Below are 18,312 nucleotides of genomic sequence, written 5' to 3' on the forward strand. Positions count from 1 at the left end.
GTGAAACACACACTAAGGGTTTTTTCTGCCCCACGAGTGTGGAAAAGGAGAAGGATGCCACTAAAGCGAGGCTAATTTTTGAAATGTTTTCAAATGGTCACGTTTCAAATCCTAATAAATCGCTTTCGAGTATCTTGCCAAGCCCGGCTAACAGTGGAATCTTGGCCCCGCTGCCCGGGTAACTAGGGGCAAATAGTTAGAAATAAGGAGAGGGGAGATCTTAATGATCAAGTCCATGCGCATGACAGCTCTTGCTGCAGCACTGGTCGCAGCCACGTCGCTGACCGCCGCTGCCGAGGTTGTTTATCATCGGGGCAATTCGGCAGATCCGGAAACACTGGATCAGCACAAAACCTCCACCACCTACGAAGCACATATTCTGCGCGATCTTTATGAAGGTCTTGTGGCCTACAGCGTAGATGGCAAGATTATCCCCGGCGCAGCTGAAAGCTGGACCGTCTCTGAAGATGGTTTGACCTACACCTTCAAGATGCGTCCGGATGCAAAGTGGTCCAATGGTGACCCAGTCGTAGCCGGTGACTTTGAATATTCCCTGCGTCGCATCATGAAGCCGGAAACCGGCGCGAAGTACGCCAACGTTCTCTATCCGATCAAGAATGCGGAAAAAGTGAACACCGGTGAGCTGCCACCAGAAGAGCTTGGTGTGAAGGCAATCGACGACGCGACATTTGAAATTACGCTGGAATCACCAACTCCGTACTTCATTGACCTGCTCGGTCACCAGACAGGCCTCCCGGTTCATCCGGCGACTGTCGAAAAGTACGGCAGCGACTTCATCAAGCCGGAAAACATCGTCACCAACGGTGCCTTCGTACTGGCTGACTTTACCCCGAACGACTCCATTACCGCTGTGAAGAACGAATACTTCCACGATGCGGAAAATGTAAAGATCGACAAGGTAAAGTTCTATCCGACTGAAGACCGTGGTGCTGCGCTGCGCCGTTTCCAGGCTGGCGAACTGCACACCAACAACGATGTGCCGCTTGAGCAGATCGACTTCATCAAGGAAAACTTCGGTGAACAGTTCCACGTAGCGCCATACCTTGGCACATACTACTATGCTGTGAACCATGAATCCGAAGCCATGAGCGATCCGGAAGTGCGTCAGGCTCTGTCCATGGCAATCGATCGTGAGTTCCTTGCGGAAGAAATCTGGGGCGGCACCATGGTTGCAGCCTATTCTTTCGTTCCTCCCGGAATTGCCAACTACGGTGAACCTGCACGTGCTGAATGGGCCGACATGGACTTGTTGGACCGCGAAGATCTGGCAATGCAGATCCTTGAGGAAAAGGGCTACAGTGAATCCAACCCGCTGGAAGTTGAAATTCGCTACAACACCTCTGAAAACCACAAGAACACGGCAGTTGCGATTGCTGACATGTGGAAGCCTCTGGGTGTTGAAGTAACTCTGCTGAATACCGATACAAAGACCCACTATGCGCACCTGCGTGATCGTGGTGACTTTGACGTGGCGCGTGCCGGCTGGATCGGTGACTATTCCGATCCGCAGAACTTCTTGTTCATGCTGGAAAGCGACAACGACGGCTTCAACTATGCTCGCTACAACAATCCTGAGTACGATGCCCTCATGGATGAGGCAGCCCGTACTATGGACCTTGAAAAGCGTGCGGAAATCCTGAAGCAGGCAGAAACGCTCTTTATGCGCGACCTGCCGTTCTTCCCGCTGATGTACTACGGCTCCAAGAACATTATTGCCGATAGCGTAAGTGGCTTTGAAGATAACCTTCTGGATGTTCATCCAAGCCGTTACATCTCAATTAATGAGTAACTTCGCGTAAGTGTTGATCTGCCGGTCATAGTGACTTCACTATGACCGGCTCATTTGTTATCAGGCACTGAACAAAACTATAAACAATTGGAGTACAGGGCCATGCTGCGCTATGTTTCGGGGCGTCTGCTCAGCGCAATACCGACCTTGTTCCTGATTATAACCATCTCCTTCTTCCTGATCCGGATCGCTCCGGGTGGCCCATTCGACCTGGAACGGCCTTTGGAAGCTAAGGTTATGGAAAATCTGAACAAGATTTACAATCTTGATAAGTCTCTTTGGGAGCAGTACCTGCTCTACATGAAAAGCGTTCTTTCTGGCGATTTCGGCCCGAGCTTTTTCTTCAGAGATTTTTCGATCAACGAATTGTTCGCTCAAAGTCTGCCGATTTCCATGCAGCTTGGCTTGAGTGCTCTGACACTTGCCCTCATTGTTGGCGGTTTCTTTGGCGTTGTTGCAGCGCTGCGCCAAAATCAGGGCGTTGATTATTCCGTGATGACTGCGGCTACTTTCGGGGTAACTATCCCGAACTTTGTGGTGGCACCGTGTCTGACCCTCATTTTCGGTGTGTATTTGGGCTGGCTGCCCGTTGGCGGCTGGGGCGGAGGCGACTTCGTCAACAAGGTTCTGCCCGTTATCACGCTTGCACTTCCGCAAATCGCCATTGTGGCGCGCCTGACGCGCGGTTCCATGATTGAAGCCATGCGCTCCAATCACGTACGGACGGCTCGAGCCTACGGCTTGTCGGGGTATACGATCATTGTGGTTCATGCCCTGCGCGGCGCGATCTTGCCGGTCGTGACCTATTTGGGCCCAGCTGCGGCTGCATTGCTGACCGGCTCAGTGGTGATCGAGACCATTTTCGGTATTCCGGGTATTGGCCGCTACTTCGTTCAGGGCGCGTTGAACCGTGACTACACCCTCGTAATGGGTACTGTGGTTGTGGTCGCTTGCTTTGTGATCCTGTTTAACCTGATCGTGGATGTGCTGTACGCAGTGCTTGATCCGCGCGTTCGTTTTGACTGAGGTTCCCATAAAAATGAGTGTTACCTCGAAAGAAAATAACGAAGCGCCAGTAGTTGGTCGTTCCCTGTGGGACGATGCGCGAGATCGCCTGAAGGCGAACCGTGCAGCGGTAACCTCCATCGTCGTACTGGTCCTCATTACCATATTGTCGATCGTGGGGCCGATCGTCTCGCCACACCATTACGACGCGGTTTATCGTGATTATGTAAAGGTGCCGGCCAGCCTTGAAGCCTATCCGCGGCAGGATCAGATCGAGCCGACCTTTACTTCCATCGCCAAGCGCGCTCGCATGAACGTGGAAAGCTACACTCTTGTTGATGACAAGGTGGAAGCTATCGTGACCTCGCGTCGTGATCTTGACCAGCGTTACGCGCGCTACTTCGATCGTTCGGACATGTTCAAGGGCGTTCAGATCGTGGACGTGTCGGATGATGGAAAGCAGGCGAAAATCGTTGCTCCGGTGCATTACATGCACTTTTACTTCGGTACGGACGCAAACGGACGCGACATGCTCACCCGCACGCTGATTGCCGGGCGTGTCTCGCTGACCATCGGCCTTCTGGCAACCATAGTCGCCATTACCATTGGTGTGATCTACGGAACGGTTTCCGGGTATTTTGGCGGTAAAACCGACCTCATCATGATGCGCGTGGTGGATATTCTCTACTCACTGCCGTTCATCTTCTTCGTGATCATGCTCGTGGTGTTCTTCGGCCGAAATTTCGTCCTGATGTTTATTGCCGTCGGGGCTGTGGAATGGCTTGATATGGCGCGTATCGTGCGTGGCCAAACGTTGAGTATCAAGCGACAGGAATACGTTCAGGCCGCTGAAGCCATGGGCGTGAGCAGCCGCGGCATTCTCAAACGCCACATTGTGCCCAACACACTCGGCCCGGTAGTGGTCTACATGACACTGCTGGTACCAAAGGTGATCCTGTTGGAAAGCTTCCTGTCCTTCTTGGGACTGGGTGTACAGGAGCCAATGACCAGTTGGGGTGTCTTGATCTCTGAAGGGGCGCGTAATCTGCAGGGTGCCCCCTGGATGCTGATCTTCCCATCCCTGTTCCTCACTTCCACGCTGTTTGCGCTTAACTTCATCGGTGATGGGTTGCGCGACGCACTGGATCCAAAAGATCGATAAGAGGGCTGGTGGATGAGTACAGTAAACGAGAACACTGTTCTTGAAATCGACAACCTCAAAGTCGATTTCGAGACCAACGCAGGCACTGTGAACGCCGTCAAAGGCGTGAACATTCATGTCGACAAGGGCGAGACCGTTGCGATTGTAGGCGAGTCCGGTTCGGGTAAAAGCCAGAGCATGATGGCGGCAATGGGGCTTCTGGCCTCCAATGGCACCACATCGGGCTCCGTGAAGTACAATGGTCAGAACATCCTTGGCCTGTCGTCGCGCAAGCTCAACAAGATCCGTGGTGCCAAGATCACCATGATCTTTCAGGAGCCGATGACATCTCTGGATCCGCTCTACACCATCGAGCGTCAATTGTGCGAACCCATGGTCGAACATGGTGAGTACAACTGGACAACCGCCAAGAAGCGCGCGGTTGAACTGCTGGAGCTGGTGGGTATTCCGGACCCGGCGCGTAAGGTGAAGGCATATCCCTACGAAATGTCAGGCGGCCAACGTCAGCGTGTGATGATTGCCATGGCATTGGCCAATGACCCGGACATTTTGATTGCCGATGAGCCAACCACTGCTCTGGATGTCACCACACAGGCCCAGATCCTGGACCTGATGGCCGACTTGCAGAAGCGTTTGGGTATGGCCGTGGTGTTCATTACCCACGATCTGGGTATTGTCGAGCGGATTTCGGACCGCGTCTATGTCATGAGATATGGCGAAGTCGTGGAAGAGGGGAAGACCTCTGAAATCTTCGGCAGCCCGAAGCATGACTATACGCGCATGCTGTTGGATGCAGAGCCAACGGGTCGCAAAGACCCGGTTGACGAAAGCAAGCCGGTTGTTCTGGATGCCAAGGATGTGCGCGTCGAGTTCGAAACGGACAATGGCTTCCTAATGCCAAATCACGTGCTGCGCGCCGTCAATGACATCTCGTTGCAGGTGCGTGAAGGCCAAACACTGGGCATCGTGGGTGAGTCCGGTTCGGGCAAGTCCACGCTGGGGCGTGCCTTGTTGCAACTGCTACCTGCACAGGGCCGCGTTGCCTACATGGGCCGTGATATCACGGGCGTTTCCCAAAAGGCCATGCGTCCTTTGCGCAAGGAAATGCAGCTGATCTTCCAGGATCCGTTCGGCTCGTTGAGTCCGCGCATGACGGTCGGTCAGATTATTACGGAAGGGCTGTTGGTTCACGAGCCAACCTTGTCCTCTTCCGAACGTGACCGGTATGCCTGTCAGGCCTTGGAAGAGGTCTCCATGGATCCGGCCATGCGCAACCGCTATCCCCACGAGTTTTCCGGGGGGCAGCGCCAGCGTATCGCCATTGCGCGAACAATGGTTCTGAAACCAAAGTTGGTTGTGCTTGACGAGCCTACTTCGGCGCTTGACCGCACCATCCAGAAGCAGGTTGTGGAACTGTTGCGCAAGTTCCAGGACGACTACAACCTGACCTATCTTTTCATCTCCCACGACTTGGCCGTTGTTCGCGCCATGTCAGATACGGTGATGGTGATGAAAAAAGGCGTGGTGGTTGAACAGGGAACGGCCTCTGAGATTTTCTCAAATCCAAAGGAAGCCTACACGCAGGAACTTGTAGAAGCTGCGGTTCTCAAACACGACGAGACGGCAATCGCCTGATCAACAATCCAAACCCCGGCCACGCGCCGGGGTTTTTCTTTGCATTTTTCCAGCCTTTGGCGACAATCAAATACCCGAGCGCTCCAGAACACGCCACCAGTTCTCATGAGCGATTTTGGTGATGAGCGGTTCACCAAAGCCAGCCGCACGAAAGGCCTCGATCAGTCGGGGAAGGCCGGCAACATCCTTCAGGTCTTTGGGAACACGGCAGCCATCAAAATCAGAGCCGAAGGCCACACCGTCCTCGCCCAATTTCTCGACAAGATAGGCTGCATGGCGCACGATCACGTCCAGCGGTGTATCTGCCGACCAACTACCGTCACCTCTGAGAAAAGATGCCGCGAAATTGACGCCGACCACGCCCTTGCTTTCTGCGATGGCTGACAGTTGCTTGTCCGTCAGATTGCGTGCATGCGGACAAAGCGCGTGTACATTGGAGTGTGTTGCCACTATTGGCTTGCTGCTCAGCTTCACAACATCCCAAAACCCTTGTTCGGTGATGTGGGACATGTCCAGCATGATGCCCATGTCGTTACAGCGCTTCACCAACTCGCGGCCCTTTTCCGTCAAGCCGGGCCCGGTGTCCGGTGACGAGTTGAAGCGCATGGGGACGCCGTCCGCAAAAATGTTCTTTCGGCTCCATACAGGTCCTAACGAGCGTAGGCCCGCTTCATAGAGCAGGTCCAGGGCAGCAAAGTCAGGGTCAATTGCTTCTGCGCCCTCCATGTGAAGCAGCATGGCCAGTTTGCCATCGACCGTCGCCTGTCGGATCTGGGATGTACTGCGGCAAATGGCAACCTTCATTGGTGCTGCACGCTCGATCTGAACAGCCTCGGAGATGAGGCGGGCTGTATAAGCAAGTGCGGCGGCTTGGTCCACCGGCTGAAAATGGGCCGGATCATCAGCGCCGCGTGTCACTGAGGCTCCGTTGTCCAGGACCGAGGGGACCCACAGCGCGAAAAAACCACCACAGAAACCGCCCTCCATGGCGCGCGGAAGGTCTATGTGATCGTGTTCGGCGCGGTCAAGAAAATGACGTTGCTTGGGTGTGCCACGGTGCATGAGCAGCTTGAGTAGGGTGTCGTTGTGACCGTCAAATATCTTGGGCGTGGCGCCAGTCATGCTCTGCGGGCTCCAGTCTGGGAGGGGGAGAATGGGCACAGCGCATTTGCGCTGCGCCACTCACTTGTAGCCGGGTAACCAGAAAGGGCGCAATGCTTTCCTATGCTGAAAGAACATCAACAATTACGTGAGGTTGCGTGCAGCGAGCACTAGGTCAGCGCAGGAACAACGGCGTCCACCATGATTGTCACGAAGTGACAGATGGCCGCTGACAGAACAAAGCCGTGCCAGATGGCATTCTGATAGGGCAGTGTTTTCCAGAGGTAGAACAAGGTTCCCAGAGTATAAAGACCGCCCCCTACCATGAGAAAGACAAAGCCAGCGGTTGAGGATTGCTGGTAGAGAGGCACAATGGCAAAGACCGCCGCCCAGCCCAGAGCGAGATAAATCGGGACGGTAAGGCGTTCGAAACGGTGCATGTGGAAGATCTTGATCGTTGCACCAGCAATTGCACCAGCCCAAACGATCGAGAGCAGGATCGCCCCGGTCCAGCCGCCAAGCACCATCAGGCACAAAGGTGTATAGGTTCCCGCAATCATCAGAAAGATGGCTGAGTGGTCCAAGCGCCGCAACAGGCCGATCCGGTTGTCCTTCGCCAGAATGTTGTAGGTCGCCGAACAGATGAGCATTGTCATCAGGCAGCCCGCATAAATGAAGATGCTGATTTTCCGCGCTGGATCTTCATAGGACCAAAGCAGGATGATGAACGCAGTTGTGGCGGCAGAGCCCAGCGCAATGCCAAGCACATGGATGATGCCGTCTGCAATACGCTCTCCGCGGGTTTCCATTCGGGGGAGATGCGGTGGGATCACCGTAGTCAGATCTTGTCTCGTCATGCTGCATTTAGGCCAAAAATCTGGGGCAGGGACAACTGCCAGTTTCAGGAATGCGACTAACGTTGAGCTCAACACTGCAGGCGAGTCGTGGTGATTTCATGACAACAAGTGCCGATACGTTATAATTCCTCGTATATCACAGGGTGAGTGCGAAGGGAGCCAGCAAAACCAAGCCTGTGGGTATCTTGTACAAAGCGCCGGTCATCAACAGGCCATTTTGTGTTGTGCATTCGAATCGGGAAATTTGCTGGCATAACTATGCCGAGCGCGCCACGCGCCTCTCCAAGATTTGCAGCTGAGATACCGACGGGGCCTGCCACGCCTGCAGAGCCGAGGGCGATAAAACTATTGCCTTATAACCGCCAGCTGCCATGCGGTTCACAAGCTGAAGCCAACGCCTTCACGCTGCTGTTAAGAGTGGGTAAATGACTGTTACGATCGAAATGGGTGTGAAACCCAACGGGACCTCGTCTGTTGTCGATCTTGAGGAATTGCTCGCAACGCGTCTTCTGGTTCAAGGGAACTCTGGTTCGGGTAAATCCCACTTGCTGCGGCGCCTCATGGAACAAAGCGCTCCCTGGGTTCAGCAAGTCGTTATTGACCCTGAAGGCGACTTCGTAACGTTGGCCGACAAATTTGGCCATGTGGTCATCGACGCGACAATGAGTGAGCGGGAACTGACGATGATTGCGGCGCGCGTGCGCCAGCACCGTATCTCGGTCATTTTGAACCTTGAAGAACTGGAGCCGGACAAACAGCTCAAGGCAACAGCTTCATTTCTCAACGGTCTTTTCGATATTGACCGGAACTATTGGTATCCTGCGCTGATCATTGTGGACGAGGCCCAGCTTTTTGCACCAAGCGCGGCAGGGGACTACGGCGAAGAAGCGCGCCGCGTGTCTCTGACAGCCATGACCAATCTCATGTGTCGAGGCCGAAAGCGCGGTCTTGCGGGTGTTATTGCAACCCAGCGCTTGGCAAAGCTGGCGAAGAACGTGGCTGCCGAAGCAACGAACTTCTTCATGGGGCGCACATTTCTTGATATTGACATGCAGCGCGCTTCTGACCTTCTGGGCATGGAGCGCCGGCAGGCAGAGCAGTTCCGTAATCTTGATCGAGGACAGTTCATCGCGTTGGGGCCGGCTATATCCCGCCGTCCTGAACGAGTGAAAATCGGTGAAGTTATTACCTCAGGGCGCAATGGCTCTACCAAGTTGATGCCATTACCGGATCAGCCGGTTGAAAGTGCAGCCGAGTTGATTTTTACAGCGTCCGAAAACGATCCGGTCCTGCATTCAAATCGAATATCTGCTCCTTCAGCCAGCGATGTCATGAAGCAGTTGTCGCGTACCGCAGCTGCACAGCTACAGAGCGCGGCAGCGGAAACCGAAGCAGAACCGGAAGACCTGTTCAATCTGGAAGAAAAGAATGCGCAGTTGGAGGAAATTCTGGCCAGCATGCTAGAAGATCCAGATGCTGCATTTCAGCCGGTTTCCCAACTCTATCAGGACTTTCAGGTGCGCTGTCGGATCGAGCGGATCAAATGCCCGGACCTTCCGCGCTTTAGGCGGCTGCTGTCTGTGGCGCGGGCTGGCGTCGACAAAAAGGAAGTTGAAGCAGGTGACTGGGGTCAGGTTGAACTGATTGCCAATCAATTGCCTGAGGAAATGCGCGGTGTTTACCTTCTGCTTGCCAAGGCGGCCTTGGCTGAGCAACCCTGTCCCTCAGACCTTGAGATTGCCAAGGCCTATGGGACACGCTCTCCGGGCCGCGCGCGTTGGTTGCTGACATATATGGAAGAACGTGGCTTCATTATCTGCGCCAGCGATCTGCGCGGAAACCGCATTGTCACCCTGCCGGATTTGGGCCGGCAGACGGCGACAAAAATCGCATCCTGATCCTGCGGTAAGCTTGCTGAGTTGGCTCAGCGACCGTCTGCCGTTTCATGCGCGCTGCCAACCTCAACCGGCTCAAAGAACAGCGTTTCGGGTCGACGGGAGCAGGTGGAGCACAAATGCGGCTTGTCCGGTAGGGCATATTTGAGGCAACAGGCCTTGCGCCTCGGGGCATATTCTATGCGCCCTTCATTCTGGCGTTGTCTCCACACGATACCTCCGTTGATGTCACGGCCAAAACTGGTCAGGAACCGGCGCATGAGTGCCGCTACGTCTTGCGGGTGGGCACCATGTCGGCGCAAAGCCATGAACGGGCTCAACAACGCAATTGCCACGCTGGAATAAAAAACAGGCTTGGGTGTTTTGCGCTTGCCCAGTGCCTCGTAAAGAACCTTGATGATCTCTTCCACCACGATGGATAACTGGAACAACTCGGAGGGCCCTCTGTCCGGGTCCAGATCCGTTTCTTCTGGTAGTATGCGCGGATCAAGGTAGAGCTCGAGCCACGGTGCCTTGGAGAGCGGCAGAAACCGCAGATCTGCGCAGGGTGGGGCACGACCGATAAGCAAATAATTGACGACAACACGGTTCAACAAGCTCTGTGCAACGGCTTTGAGAGCCTGAGACGCCGCCAGCTTCGGGGTGGTCGCTCCCCGTTGCTCGCGAAAGTGAGAAAGCAGCGGTGTGCACCAGCTGTCAAAATTGCGTTGGAAAGCCTCAAAGTCGCGCAGTTCTGCCATGGCAGCTGGGCCCGCGTAGGGCTGCACCAGTCTTCTTGTCAGTACTGTTTCGGCAGTTGGGGCATCAGTTTCCATTAACCGCAGGAACCGATAGGGCAGGCCAGCAGTTTCAGGATCCAGATCGGAAGGGGAAAGACGTCCGTATGAAGTGGCGTCGCCTCGCATGAAAGTCCCGTCGGTTAAAGCATGAAGCAGGGTCGCTGGCGAAGGCTGGCTTGATCCTGAACTCCAGTTTAACCGCCAGGTGAGAGGCGAGCAAGCGGAGGCGACAATTAAGGGCGCGTATTCAAAAGCTTGGAAGAAAGCGCCTGCTTTGAAAGACGACGCGCCAGCCATGGAAACACCCGGCGCAATCGCATGGCTTCCCGCGCCATTTCTTCGCCCAGTGTAGGGGCATCTCTGTCATTGAGAACAAGGCCCGTCAGGGGGGTGCCGGTCGCCTGTATTGCCTCATAGGCATCGCTCAGGTTTTCATCGGTTACGGCACCAACCAGATTGACCAGAACCACAGCCTCACAGGCGGAAATGCCAATGTTGGAGGGTAAGGCTGCCGGATTGGAATGCGGGACGGGAGGAAGGTCCACCACGATGGACCGGTAGTGAATCAAATCGCTGTTGAAGGCAATCCGCAAGCGATCAATGTCGCGCACGCGCATGGCGTCTGCAAGGTTTGCATGCAAGGTGAGCGTGTCATACGGTTGGCCATTATCCTCATGAACACACGCTGCCGGCCCTCCTTGGCTTGGCTGCCATCCTCCGGCTGCAAGAGAAGGCTCCTTCTGAACCGAAGTTGACAGGTCCACATAAAGGGTTTTTTGACTCGCAAGGCCAGAACGTGCAGCGAGAGCCTGCGCAAGGCTCGTCGTCCCACTTCCCCATAACGGCGCCGTAATCCCTACCGTACGAAGACCATGGCCGAGCGTTGCAGCGAAAAGCCGTTCAATTTCCAGCGTGGAAGGATCAAACCCGGTCATCGTTTTCCTTTCCTTGCAAGAACGAATTAAAGCGCGCTGAACAGGGCAAACACGCTGACCGCCGACACGATATCTTGAAACTTGTCAAATACCTGACGCCAGTTGCTGCGTGAGATGTCGGGGACATAGATTGTGTCTCCAGCCCGCACTACAGGCAGTTGCTTCATGTTCCCGGTCTTTGCAAAGTCAAGCAAATTGAACAAGCGAGCCTGATCGCGGCAGCACGAGAGATTGACGATGAGGATCTTTTCAACGAGCGCGTTATCTTCCGGTCCGCCAGCTTCCGCCAACAAATCCAGAATAGTCATCTCGCTGTTGAACTCATAGCGGCCCGGGCTGCCGACAGCGCCGAGTACCCGCACCGTGCTTTCCTTGGAAATATCCAGCCACTGGCGATCCTGATCGGGAATGTAGATCACATCTCCGGTTCGAACCGACGGCAAGATGCTGTCATCACCCGTTTCCAGATAGAGAGCCAGATTCACCTTGCTGACACGTGCTCCGGGCTCGCTGCGATGGGTTACGCGAATATTGCGTAAATCCGCTGATGTGTTCGGCCCATCCGCTGCATTGAGGATGTCCAGAAAGTCCATCTGATTATTAAAGGCATACCGTCCCGGTGCCCCAACGGATCCCATTATGTAAATTGTATCCTCTGGGTCCTGCTGTACCCACTGGGATTTGTTGTCTGTCGGATCTTGTGGCAGCTCTGGCAATACGACAAGCGAGTCTGCTGTCAATTTCGGTACTTCAGACAAGCTGCCGCCGAACTTCAGGAACCGGTCTGCATCAAAGCGCTGTGTGCGTGCCCGGCCGTTTTGACGGTGGACCACTTGAAGTGACGACAGGTCGGCTTGCTCCGTTGGTCCTCCCGCTTCGGCTATTAGGTCGAAAAGCGTCATTTCGGGTGCCCATTCATATCTCCCCGGACGAACCACCGCACCAATCACCTCAATGGCCCGCTCCGGAGGAATGCTGAGCCAGGACTTTTCAGTGGTCTCCGCCTTTTCCGGAATGAATATCGCATCCCCCGGCGCGATTTCCGGCAGTTCGGTACCACGCCCTTCCGTAAAGGCTTGCAGGTCTATGGGAACAATGTCGCCATTGCTGCGGATCAGCCGTATCTGGCGTGTGTTCGCAAACCGGGTTGGGCCGCCTGCATTGGCCAGCAAATCGATGAATGAGGTCCTGGGCCGAAAAGTAAAGGCGCCCGGAGCGGCCACTTCACCCATGGCATAGACAAAGCTGTCGCCTGCCAACGTGTCCTCTTGCTGTTTGGGTACAAAAATCGTGGATCCTTGATCCAGAACCGGCAGGATCTGGGAATTTCCAGTGTCGAGGTAGGCGTTCAGGTCGACCAGTTGCGGTTCGTCATCTGTTAACACGCGAATATCGCGAATATTGGCATAGCGGGTCACGCCGCCCGCGCGCATGAGGTAGTCGACCAGAGTTGTGTCTTGATCAAACGCGAAACTGCCCGGTGCGTTGACCTCGCCAAAAACCTTGATGGCTGTGCGCGCATCGCCGCTATCGCCACGCTCGGAGAGGGTGCGACCGTCAAACTCGACTTCGATGTTGCCTGTGAGCGGGCTGGAGGGCACGAAAATCTCATCGCCCTGTTGCAACACGGGCAAGGTGTCTGGTTGGCCGGTATCCAGATAACGCTTGTAGTTGAAAGTCACCACCAGATCATTCGCTCGGCGCACTTGCATCCGGTCCAACTGTGCCCCTTGTCGCAGTCCGCCGGCAGCCGTCAGCGCCTGTTGAACATTGGCATCCTCTGAGAGTGCCACTTCGCCGGGTTCGCGCACATATCCCATGACGCGGATCTTCAGTGGACCCGTTCCAGCAGCGTCGTCGCGGCTGCGATCGGGAACAAGGATAATGGATCCGGCATCAAGCGCGGGAACCTCATCGAAACTGCCGCCGTTTTCGAGGAAAGATGCCATGTCGAACCGGATGGAGTTCGCCCAGTCGCCGTCTCTGGTCACGACTTGGAGGTTTGTGACATCTGCGTCCGGGGTCGGCCCACCCGCTTGGGCAATAAGGTCGAACAGGGTCATTTCCTGTGACCATTCATAACGGCCGGGTTTGTTGACAGCACCAATTATCTCGATTGCTCGTTCTGGCGGTGTTTTCAGCCATGATGGTTCGTCGGTCTCTGTCTTTTCCGGCACGAACAGCGCATCACCCGCCTCGATAGTTGGCAGCTGTGTCCCGCCGCGCTCGGTAAAGCTGACCAGATCCACCATTTCCACGCTACCGTCACCCCGGATCAGACGGATGTTGCGCGTGTCGGCAAAACGTGTCGGGCCGCCCGCATTGGCCAGAACATCAATGAACGTGGCATCATCGCGTCCCTCATAAGCGCCCGGTTTGGCCACTTCGCCCATGACATACACGGTGCTTTGACCTGCACGAATTTCGTCCTTCTGTTGCGGAACAAAGATGGTCGCGCCTTCAGTGATGGGAACCAGAAATCGACTGTCACCGGTGTCCAGATACCGTTGCATGTTGAACAGCTTCGGTTCTCCATCATTGATGACGCGGATCTGCTCGACACTGGCGTATCGCGTCACACCGCCCGCGCGCATCAGGTAATCGATGATGGTGGCGCCATCTCTGAAGGCAAAGTTGGCCGGGTTATGAACTTCGCCCAATACCTTTATGGAGGCTGCTTCGTCTGCCGCATCGCCGGCCTCGGCAAGCCAGCGACCATCGAAATCGATTTCCACGTTGCCAATCAGCGGAGAAGCGGGAACGAAAATTCGGTCTCCCGTTTGCAATTGGGGAATGAGGTCGGGATCGCCGGTATCCAGGTAGCGCTTGTAATTGAAGGAGAGGGTCTGATCACCACGCCGGATCTGGACACCGTCCAACTGAGCGCCTTGGCGCAGGCCCCCGGCGGCGCTGAGGGCGATCTGAACATTGGATTCCGCATCAAGAACGTACTCACCAGGTGCATCCACATAGCCCAAAACCGTCACCAAGACATTGCGCTTGAAAAGCGAGACCGCAAGCTGGTCCAGTTGCCGGAAAGCTTGAGAAAGGGCAGCGCGGATAGCCGCTTGCGCCTGGCTAACGGACAACCCTTCCACGCGCACATCACCCACTTCGGGTAATGTTATGGTGCCATTGCGTTGAATTGTGAAAGGTTCCATGAACCCGTCTTCACCGGGCAGGAAAACGGTAATTTGATCGCCCACACCCAACGGCGCGCGATCCGTGCTCTCCTGACTGCTCGCCAGTACCGTCATCATGATGGTGACGAGCATGAGCCCGATACCCAGAAGGCGCGGCGCTTTCATGATCCGGCTCCAGTCCTCAGACCTGCCCTTTGGCGATTGAGCTTTTTTTCAATCGTCTGAACATGAAACCAGAGCAGAGCCAAATCCTGTTCAGCATCGTAGGCCAGCCCGCCTGCCGCGGCCTGTTTGGCGGCGATCAATGTGGTGCGGGCCTTGTGGGTTTCCGCCGCAGCCCACCGTTCTGCGCCGCGCCGCTCGAGATCCTGAAGAATGATTTCGTAGTCACGAATTGACCGCTGGTCGCTGGTGAAGCGTTCAGCGGCGCCGCCCGAGCCATGGTCGGGCCAGAATGTACATCCCGGCAGAGCCAACACCAAAAGCGCAAAGAACAAAGTGCGCATCGCCAAGGGCAAGGGTCCCTGCGGGTGGATCATGCGGCGGCGTCGCCCTCCGATGCGATGATGCGGTTGAGCTTGAGGTGTTTGAGAAGGCGCAAGGGTTGGCCGGAAACGTTTTCCAGTTTCAGCTCACGCTTGGCCATGGACAGACGCTTGTACAGGAACACGATCGCTCCAATCCCCGACGAGTCGATGAAGGTGGTCTGGCGAAGGTCCAGAACCACATCTTCCTTCTTGGCGACAATCTCGTCCAGCGTGTCGCGCATTCGGTCCATTTCTGCAGCGTCCATATCCTGGGGCATTTCAAGTGTTAGGGCCATGGTGCGTTCCTTCTTGTGTTTTCGCCTCGCAACCGCAGCTCATCAGAACTGTTCGTAGAATGAAGCAATTCTCGTGCCCCATAAAACCGGGGCTTTCAGGGATGTCACAGCCAACACGTGCCTTCTCAGGGGCTGAGTGTTGCAAATCGCAAAATCTTGTCGCAGGCCGCGAAACTCGGCGCTTTACCGGCCTCTACAGATTGGCACACCGGTTGCAGCACCGGTTGAGAGCCTGTCATCGGTGACGGGCTGACAAGGTCCAGAAAATGACAAGAAAAACGGTCCACATCATTCAGACACTCGCGCCCGGCGGCATTGAACTGCTGGTCATGCGCCTTGCTGCAGAAAACCCGGAGAAGACGCGCGTTCTGGTGCTGGATCAGGCCCCGGATCGTGGATCTGAAGCTTGGGATGTGGCCCATCAGTATGCGGTGAAGCCGCGCTTCATGGGAAAGCAGGCCGGTGTCTCTGTTCGGTTGATACGAGACCTGCGCCGAGTGCTTGCGCAGGACAGACCAGAGGCCGTTTTCACTCACCACATCGGCCCACTTTTATACGGTGGTCTGGCATCCCGCCTTGCCGGAGTGCCCAATCTGACGCAGGTGGAACATGATGCCTGGCACCTGGACAACACGCGTCAGCTCTGGCTAACCCGTGCCGCATACGCTCTGCTGCGCCCCAAAGTGGCTGCCGTCAGCAAGCCAGTCGCGCGCGAAATTGCGTTAAGAACCGGTCAATCGCAGGTGCTGGTGATCCCCAATGGTGTGGATGTGTCTCGGTTCAAGCCCGGTGACAAAGCCGAAGCGCGTGCTGTTTTCAACCTGCCAACCGACAAGACCATCGTCGGTGGGGTCGGGCGATTGGAATACGTCAAGGGCTTTGACATCCTGCTGCAGGCAGTCAGTCAGTTGCCTGAGGACTTTCATCTGGCGCTTGCTGGCTCAGGCAGTCAGAAAGAGACGCTTAAAGACCTTGCGGCCTCACTTGGTATGGCTGATCGCGTCAGTTTCCTGGGCAATGTCAACAAGGTTCATCGCCTGATGCCCGCGTTTGATGTTCTGGCCGTATCCTCACGGGATGAAGGCCTGCCCCTTACGGTGATTGAAGCGCAAGCGGCCAATGTCCCTGTTGTTGCCACTGGTGTAGGCGGCATCCCGGATGCGGTGTGCCCTGAAGCAAGTCAAATCGTGCCACCGAATGATGCAGGTGCTTTAACGGCAGCCATTCTCATGATGTCTCAGGCACATGTGGCAGATGCCCCGACGAAATTCGTACGCCGTATGTACAACTGGAAGGACACCATCAGGGCGTATGAGACGCTGGCACAGGGAGGCACGTTGTGAGCGCAGAAATGCTGGCTTTATCCTCCGGTGCCCTGATGGCCTATCATGGGCTGGTTTATCCTGCCGCGCTTCGTCAGATGGCCCGCCGGGAACGCACGTTCTCTGAGTGTTCCCAGCGCCTTCACGCAGGCCATGCGCCCACGATTGAGGTCATCATACCGGCCTACAACGAAGCCCCCTTCATCGCGGCCAAACTGCGAAATTGTGCAGCGCTGGACTACCCTTCGGATTGCCTGCTGATCAAGGTTGTATTCGATGGCTGCACGGATGAAACCGTCGCCATTGCTCACAACACGCTCAAGGCGTTGATTAAGGAAGGCGTTGATGTTGAAACCATCGAGTTTGATGAGCGGTCGCTCAATCGGGGCAAGGTAGCTGTTCTCAATTCAGCGATTGAGGAAAGTACTGCGGACGTTGTTGTTCTGACCGACGTGTCCGCATCGGTGCCCGCGGATGCCCTTTGGCGTGTGGCCAACCAGTTTGCTGACCCTGAAGTCGGTGTTGTGTGCGCAACCTATGAAGTTGCCGGTGATGATACCGGCGAACGAGCTTATTGGGCATATCAACGTTGGCTGAAGGAGGCAGAAGCAAAGGTTGCCGCACCATTTGGAGCTCATGGGGCCTTTTATGCCATTCGGCGCCGATACTGGGAGCCAGTTCCGTTCAGCACCATAAACGACGACGTCATGATACCCATGCAGATTGTGGAGCGCGGGTATCGTTCTGTTTATGATAGCAATCTGATTGCGACGGAAAGTGAGAGCGCCAGCCGGGAAACGGATCTGCGGCGCCGTTTGCGAATTGGTGCGGGTAACCTGCAACAGGCCTTGTGGCTGTGGCGGTTGGCCGATCCACGTGATCCGGGAATGGCTTTTGTTTATCTTTCCGGCAAGGGGCTCAGAGCTTTTGTCCCGATCCTTCTGGTGGTGTTCTTGGGGGCATGTATTGCCTTGGCACTGCAAGGCTCATGGATTGGTCTGGCCATATGTGCGGCGGTCACAGGCGCACTGGTGATCAACCTTGTTGAAGCGTGGCAGGAAGTAACCCTGCCTGCAGTGCTTAAACCTGTGTCGGCCGCGGGCTACGCCATTGGAGGCCAGATTGCCACCTTTTTAGGGTGTTGCCAGTTCGTGTTCGGACAGAGAAAGCCGTGGCGCCGTGCTGCGGACAACACAGGCGAACCGGACTACATTCATCCGCTCACCCGTATGGGCAAGCGGTGCTTCGATGTGGCGATTGCACTGACAACACTGGCTGTTTTGGCCGTGCTTTTCATCCCGTTGGCGTTGATCATCAAGCTGGATTCACCGGGTCCTGTATTTTACCGCCAGTATCGGGTTGGCGAGCGCCGTGAAAACCGCACCGATCTGTTCCTCCTGATCAAGTTTCGCAGCATGCGCACTGACGCGGAAAAGGGCGGGGCACGTTGGGCAACCAAGCAAGATAGCCGCGTCACCCGTGTGGGCCGGATCCTGCGCAAGACACGTTTGGACGAACTGCCTCAAGCATGGAATGTTTTGAAAGGTGAGATGTCGATTGTCGGTCCGCGCCCGGAGCGACCTGTGTTCTTCGAAAAACTGGAAAACGAAATCCCGTTTTACATTGAACGTACCTATGGCCTGCGCCCCGGTATTACTGGACTGGCACAAGTGGAGCAGGGGTACGACGAAGATATTGAAGATGTGCGCGCCAAGGTCATGCACGACCACGTCTACGCCATGCTTCTGACGACACCGTGGCAATGGCTCAAAACCGATTGTTCCATACTTGGGCGCACCGTTTTGGTGATGGTGACAGGCCGTGGTCAATAATGAAGGAGTGTGA

At 55.5% G+C, this 18,312-nt stretch carries 14 protein-coding genes; 7 read left to right on the top strand and 7 right to left on the bottom strand.

All coding sequences use genetic code 11. From position 1 onward, the window contains the following. The first annotated feature begins 223 nt into the window (after positions 1-223). From G512_RS0119020 to G512_RS0119035, 4 genes are all read left to right on the top strand, one after another. The gene (locus tag G512_RS0119020; RefSeq protein ID WP_028483077.1) at positions 224-1,810 is read left to right on the top strand and encodes a peptide ABC transporter substrate-binding protein; all 1,587 of its coding nucleotides are present in this window, start codon (positions 224-226) and stop codon (positions 1,808-1,810) included. A 102-nt stretch (positions 1,811-1,912) separates the two neighbouring features. After that, positions 1,913-2,836, top strand: coding sequence for an oligopeptide ABC transporter permease OppB (oppB, locus tag G512_RS0119025; protein WP_028483078.1), 924 nt, complete (start codon positions 1,913-1,915; stop codon positions 2,834-2,836). A 13-nt stretch (positions 2,837-2,849) separates the two neighbouring features. Beyond that, positions 2,850-3,977: an ABC transporter permease subunit gene (locus G512_RS0119030; RefSeq protein WP_028483079.1), complete on the top strand. Its 1,128-nt coding sequence runs from the start codon at positions 2,850-2,852 to the stop codon at positions 3,975-3,977. Between the two features lie 12 nt (positions 3,978-3,989). Next, positions 3,990-5,612, top strand: a complete 1,623-nt coding sequence (locus G512_RS0119035; protein WP_028483080.1) for an ABC transporter ATP-binding protein — start codon at positions 3,990-3,992, stop codon at positions 5,610-5,612. A 66-nt stretch (positions 5,613-5,678) separates the two neighbouring features. Here the strand turns inward: G512_RS0119035 and G512_RS0119040 are convergent, their stop codons facing one another. Further along, entirely contained in the window at positions 5,679-6,734 is a 1,056-nt protein-coding gene (locus G512_RS0119040; protein WP_028483081.1) for a dipeptidase, read from the bottom strand. Positions 6,735-6,883: 149 nt separating this feature from the next. Then, a complete protein-coding gene (trhA, locus tag G512_RS0119045) occupies positions 6,884-7,570 on the bottom strand; it encodes a PAQR family membrane homeostasis protein TrhA (RefSeq protein ID WP_036490314.1) in 687 nt (228 codons plus the stop codon). Between the two features lie 425 nt (positions 7,571-7,995). Here trhA and G512_RS0119050 point away from each other — a divergent pair, with 425 nt between their 5' ends. Then, positions 7,996-9,468: a helicase HerA domain-containing protein gene (locus tag G512_RS0119050; protein ID WP_028483083.1), complete on the top strand. Its 1,473-nt coding sequence runs from the start codon at positions 7,996-7,998 to the stop codon at positions 9,466-9,468. Between the two features lie 26 nt (positions 9,469-9,494). Here the strand turns inward: G512_RS0119050 and G512_RS0119055 are convergent, their stop codons facing one another. The 5 genes from G512_RS0119055 to G512_RS0119075 all read right to left on the bottom strand — a co-directional run bounded on the left by G512_RS0119055 (position 9,495) and on the right by G512_RS0119075 (position 15,145). Next, complete coding sequence (locus G512_RS0119055) at positions 9,495-10,370, bottom strand: hypothetical protein (RefSeq protein WP_028483084.1); 876 nt, start codon at positions 10,368-10,370, stop codon at positions 9,495-9,497. A 107-nt stretch (positions 10,371-10,477) separates the two neighbouring features. Further along, positions 10,478-11,179 carry a P-loop NTPase family protein gene (locus G512_RS0119060; RefSeq protein WP_028483085.1) on the bottom strand — a complete coding sequence of 234 codons (702 nt, stop codon included), beginning with the start codon at positions 11,177-11,179 and terminating at the stop codon, positions 10,478-10,480. A 26-nt stretch (positions 11,180-11,205) separates the two neighbouring features. Beyond that, positions 11,206-14,487: an SLBB domain-containing protein gene (locus tag G512_RS22300; protein ID WP_051269706.1), complete on the bottom strand. Its 3,282-nt coding sequence runs from the start codon at positions 14,485-14,487 to the stop codon at positions 11,206-11,208. Beyond that, positions 14,484-14,861, bottom strand: coding sequence for a hypothetical protein (locus tag G512_RS0119070; RefSeq protein ID WP_028483086.1), 378 nt, complete (start codon positions 14,859-14,861; stop codon positions 14,484-14,486). The genes G512_RS22300 and G512_RS0119070 overlap by 4 nt, the downstream gene beginning before the upstream one ends. Further along, complete coding sequence (locus tag G512_RS0119075; RefSeq protein ID WP_028483087.1) at positions 14,858-15,145, bottom strand: STAS domain-containing protein; 288 nt, start codon at positions 15,143-15,145, stop codon at positions 14,858-14,860. Before G512_RS0119075 ends, G512_RS0119070 begins: the two co-directional genes overlap by 4 nt. Positions 15,146-15,411: 266 nt before the next feature. Here G512_RS0119075 and G512_RS0119080 point away from each other — a divergent pair, with 266 nt between their 5' ends. Further along, complete coding sequence (locus G512_RS0119080) at positions 15,412-16,488, top strand: glycosyltransferase (RefSeq protein WP_028483088.1); 1,077 nt, start codon at positions 15,412-15,414, stop codon at positions 16,486-16,488. Next, a complete protein-coding gene (locus tag G512_RS0119085) occupies positions 16,485-18,299 on the top strand; it encodes a sugar transferase (RefSeq protein WP_051269709.1) in 1,815 nt (604 codons plus the stop codon). Before G512_RS0119080 ends, G512_RS0119085 begins: the two co-directional genes overlap by 4 nt. Positions 18,300-18,312 lie beyond the last annotated feature (13 nt).

It is taken from the genome of Pseudovibrio exalbescens DSM 16456, from assembly GCF_000422785.1.
In the GTDB taxonomy this organism is placed as follows: Bacteria; Pseudomonadota; Alphaproteobacteria; order Rhizobiales; family Stappiaceae; genus Pseudovibrio; species Pseudovibrio exalbescens.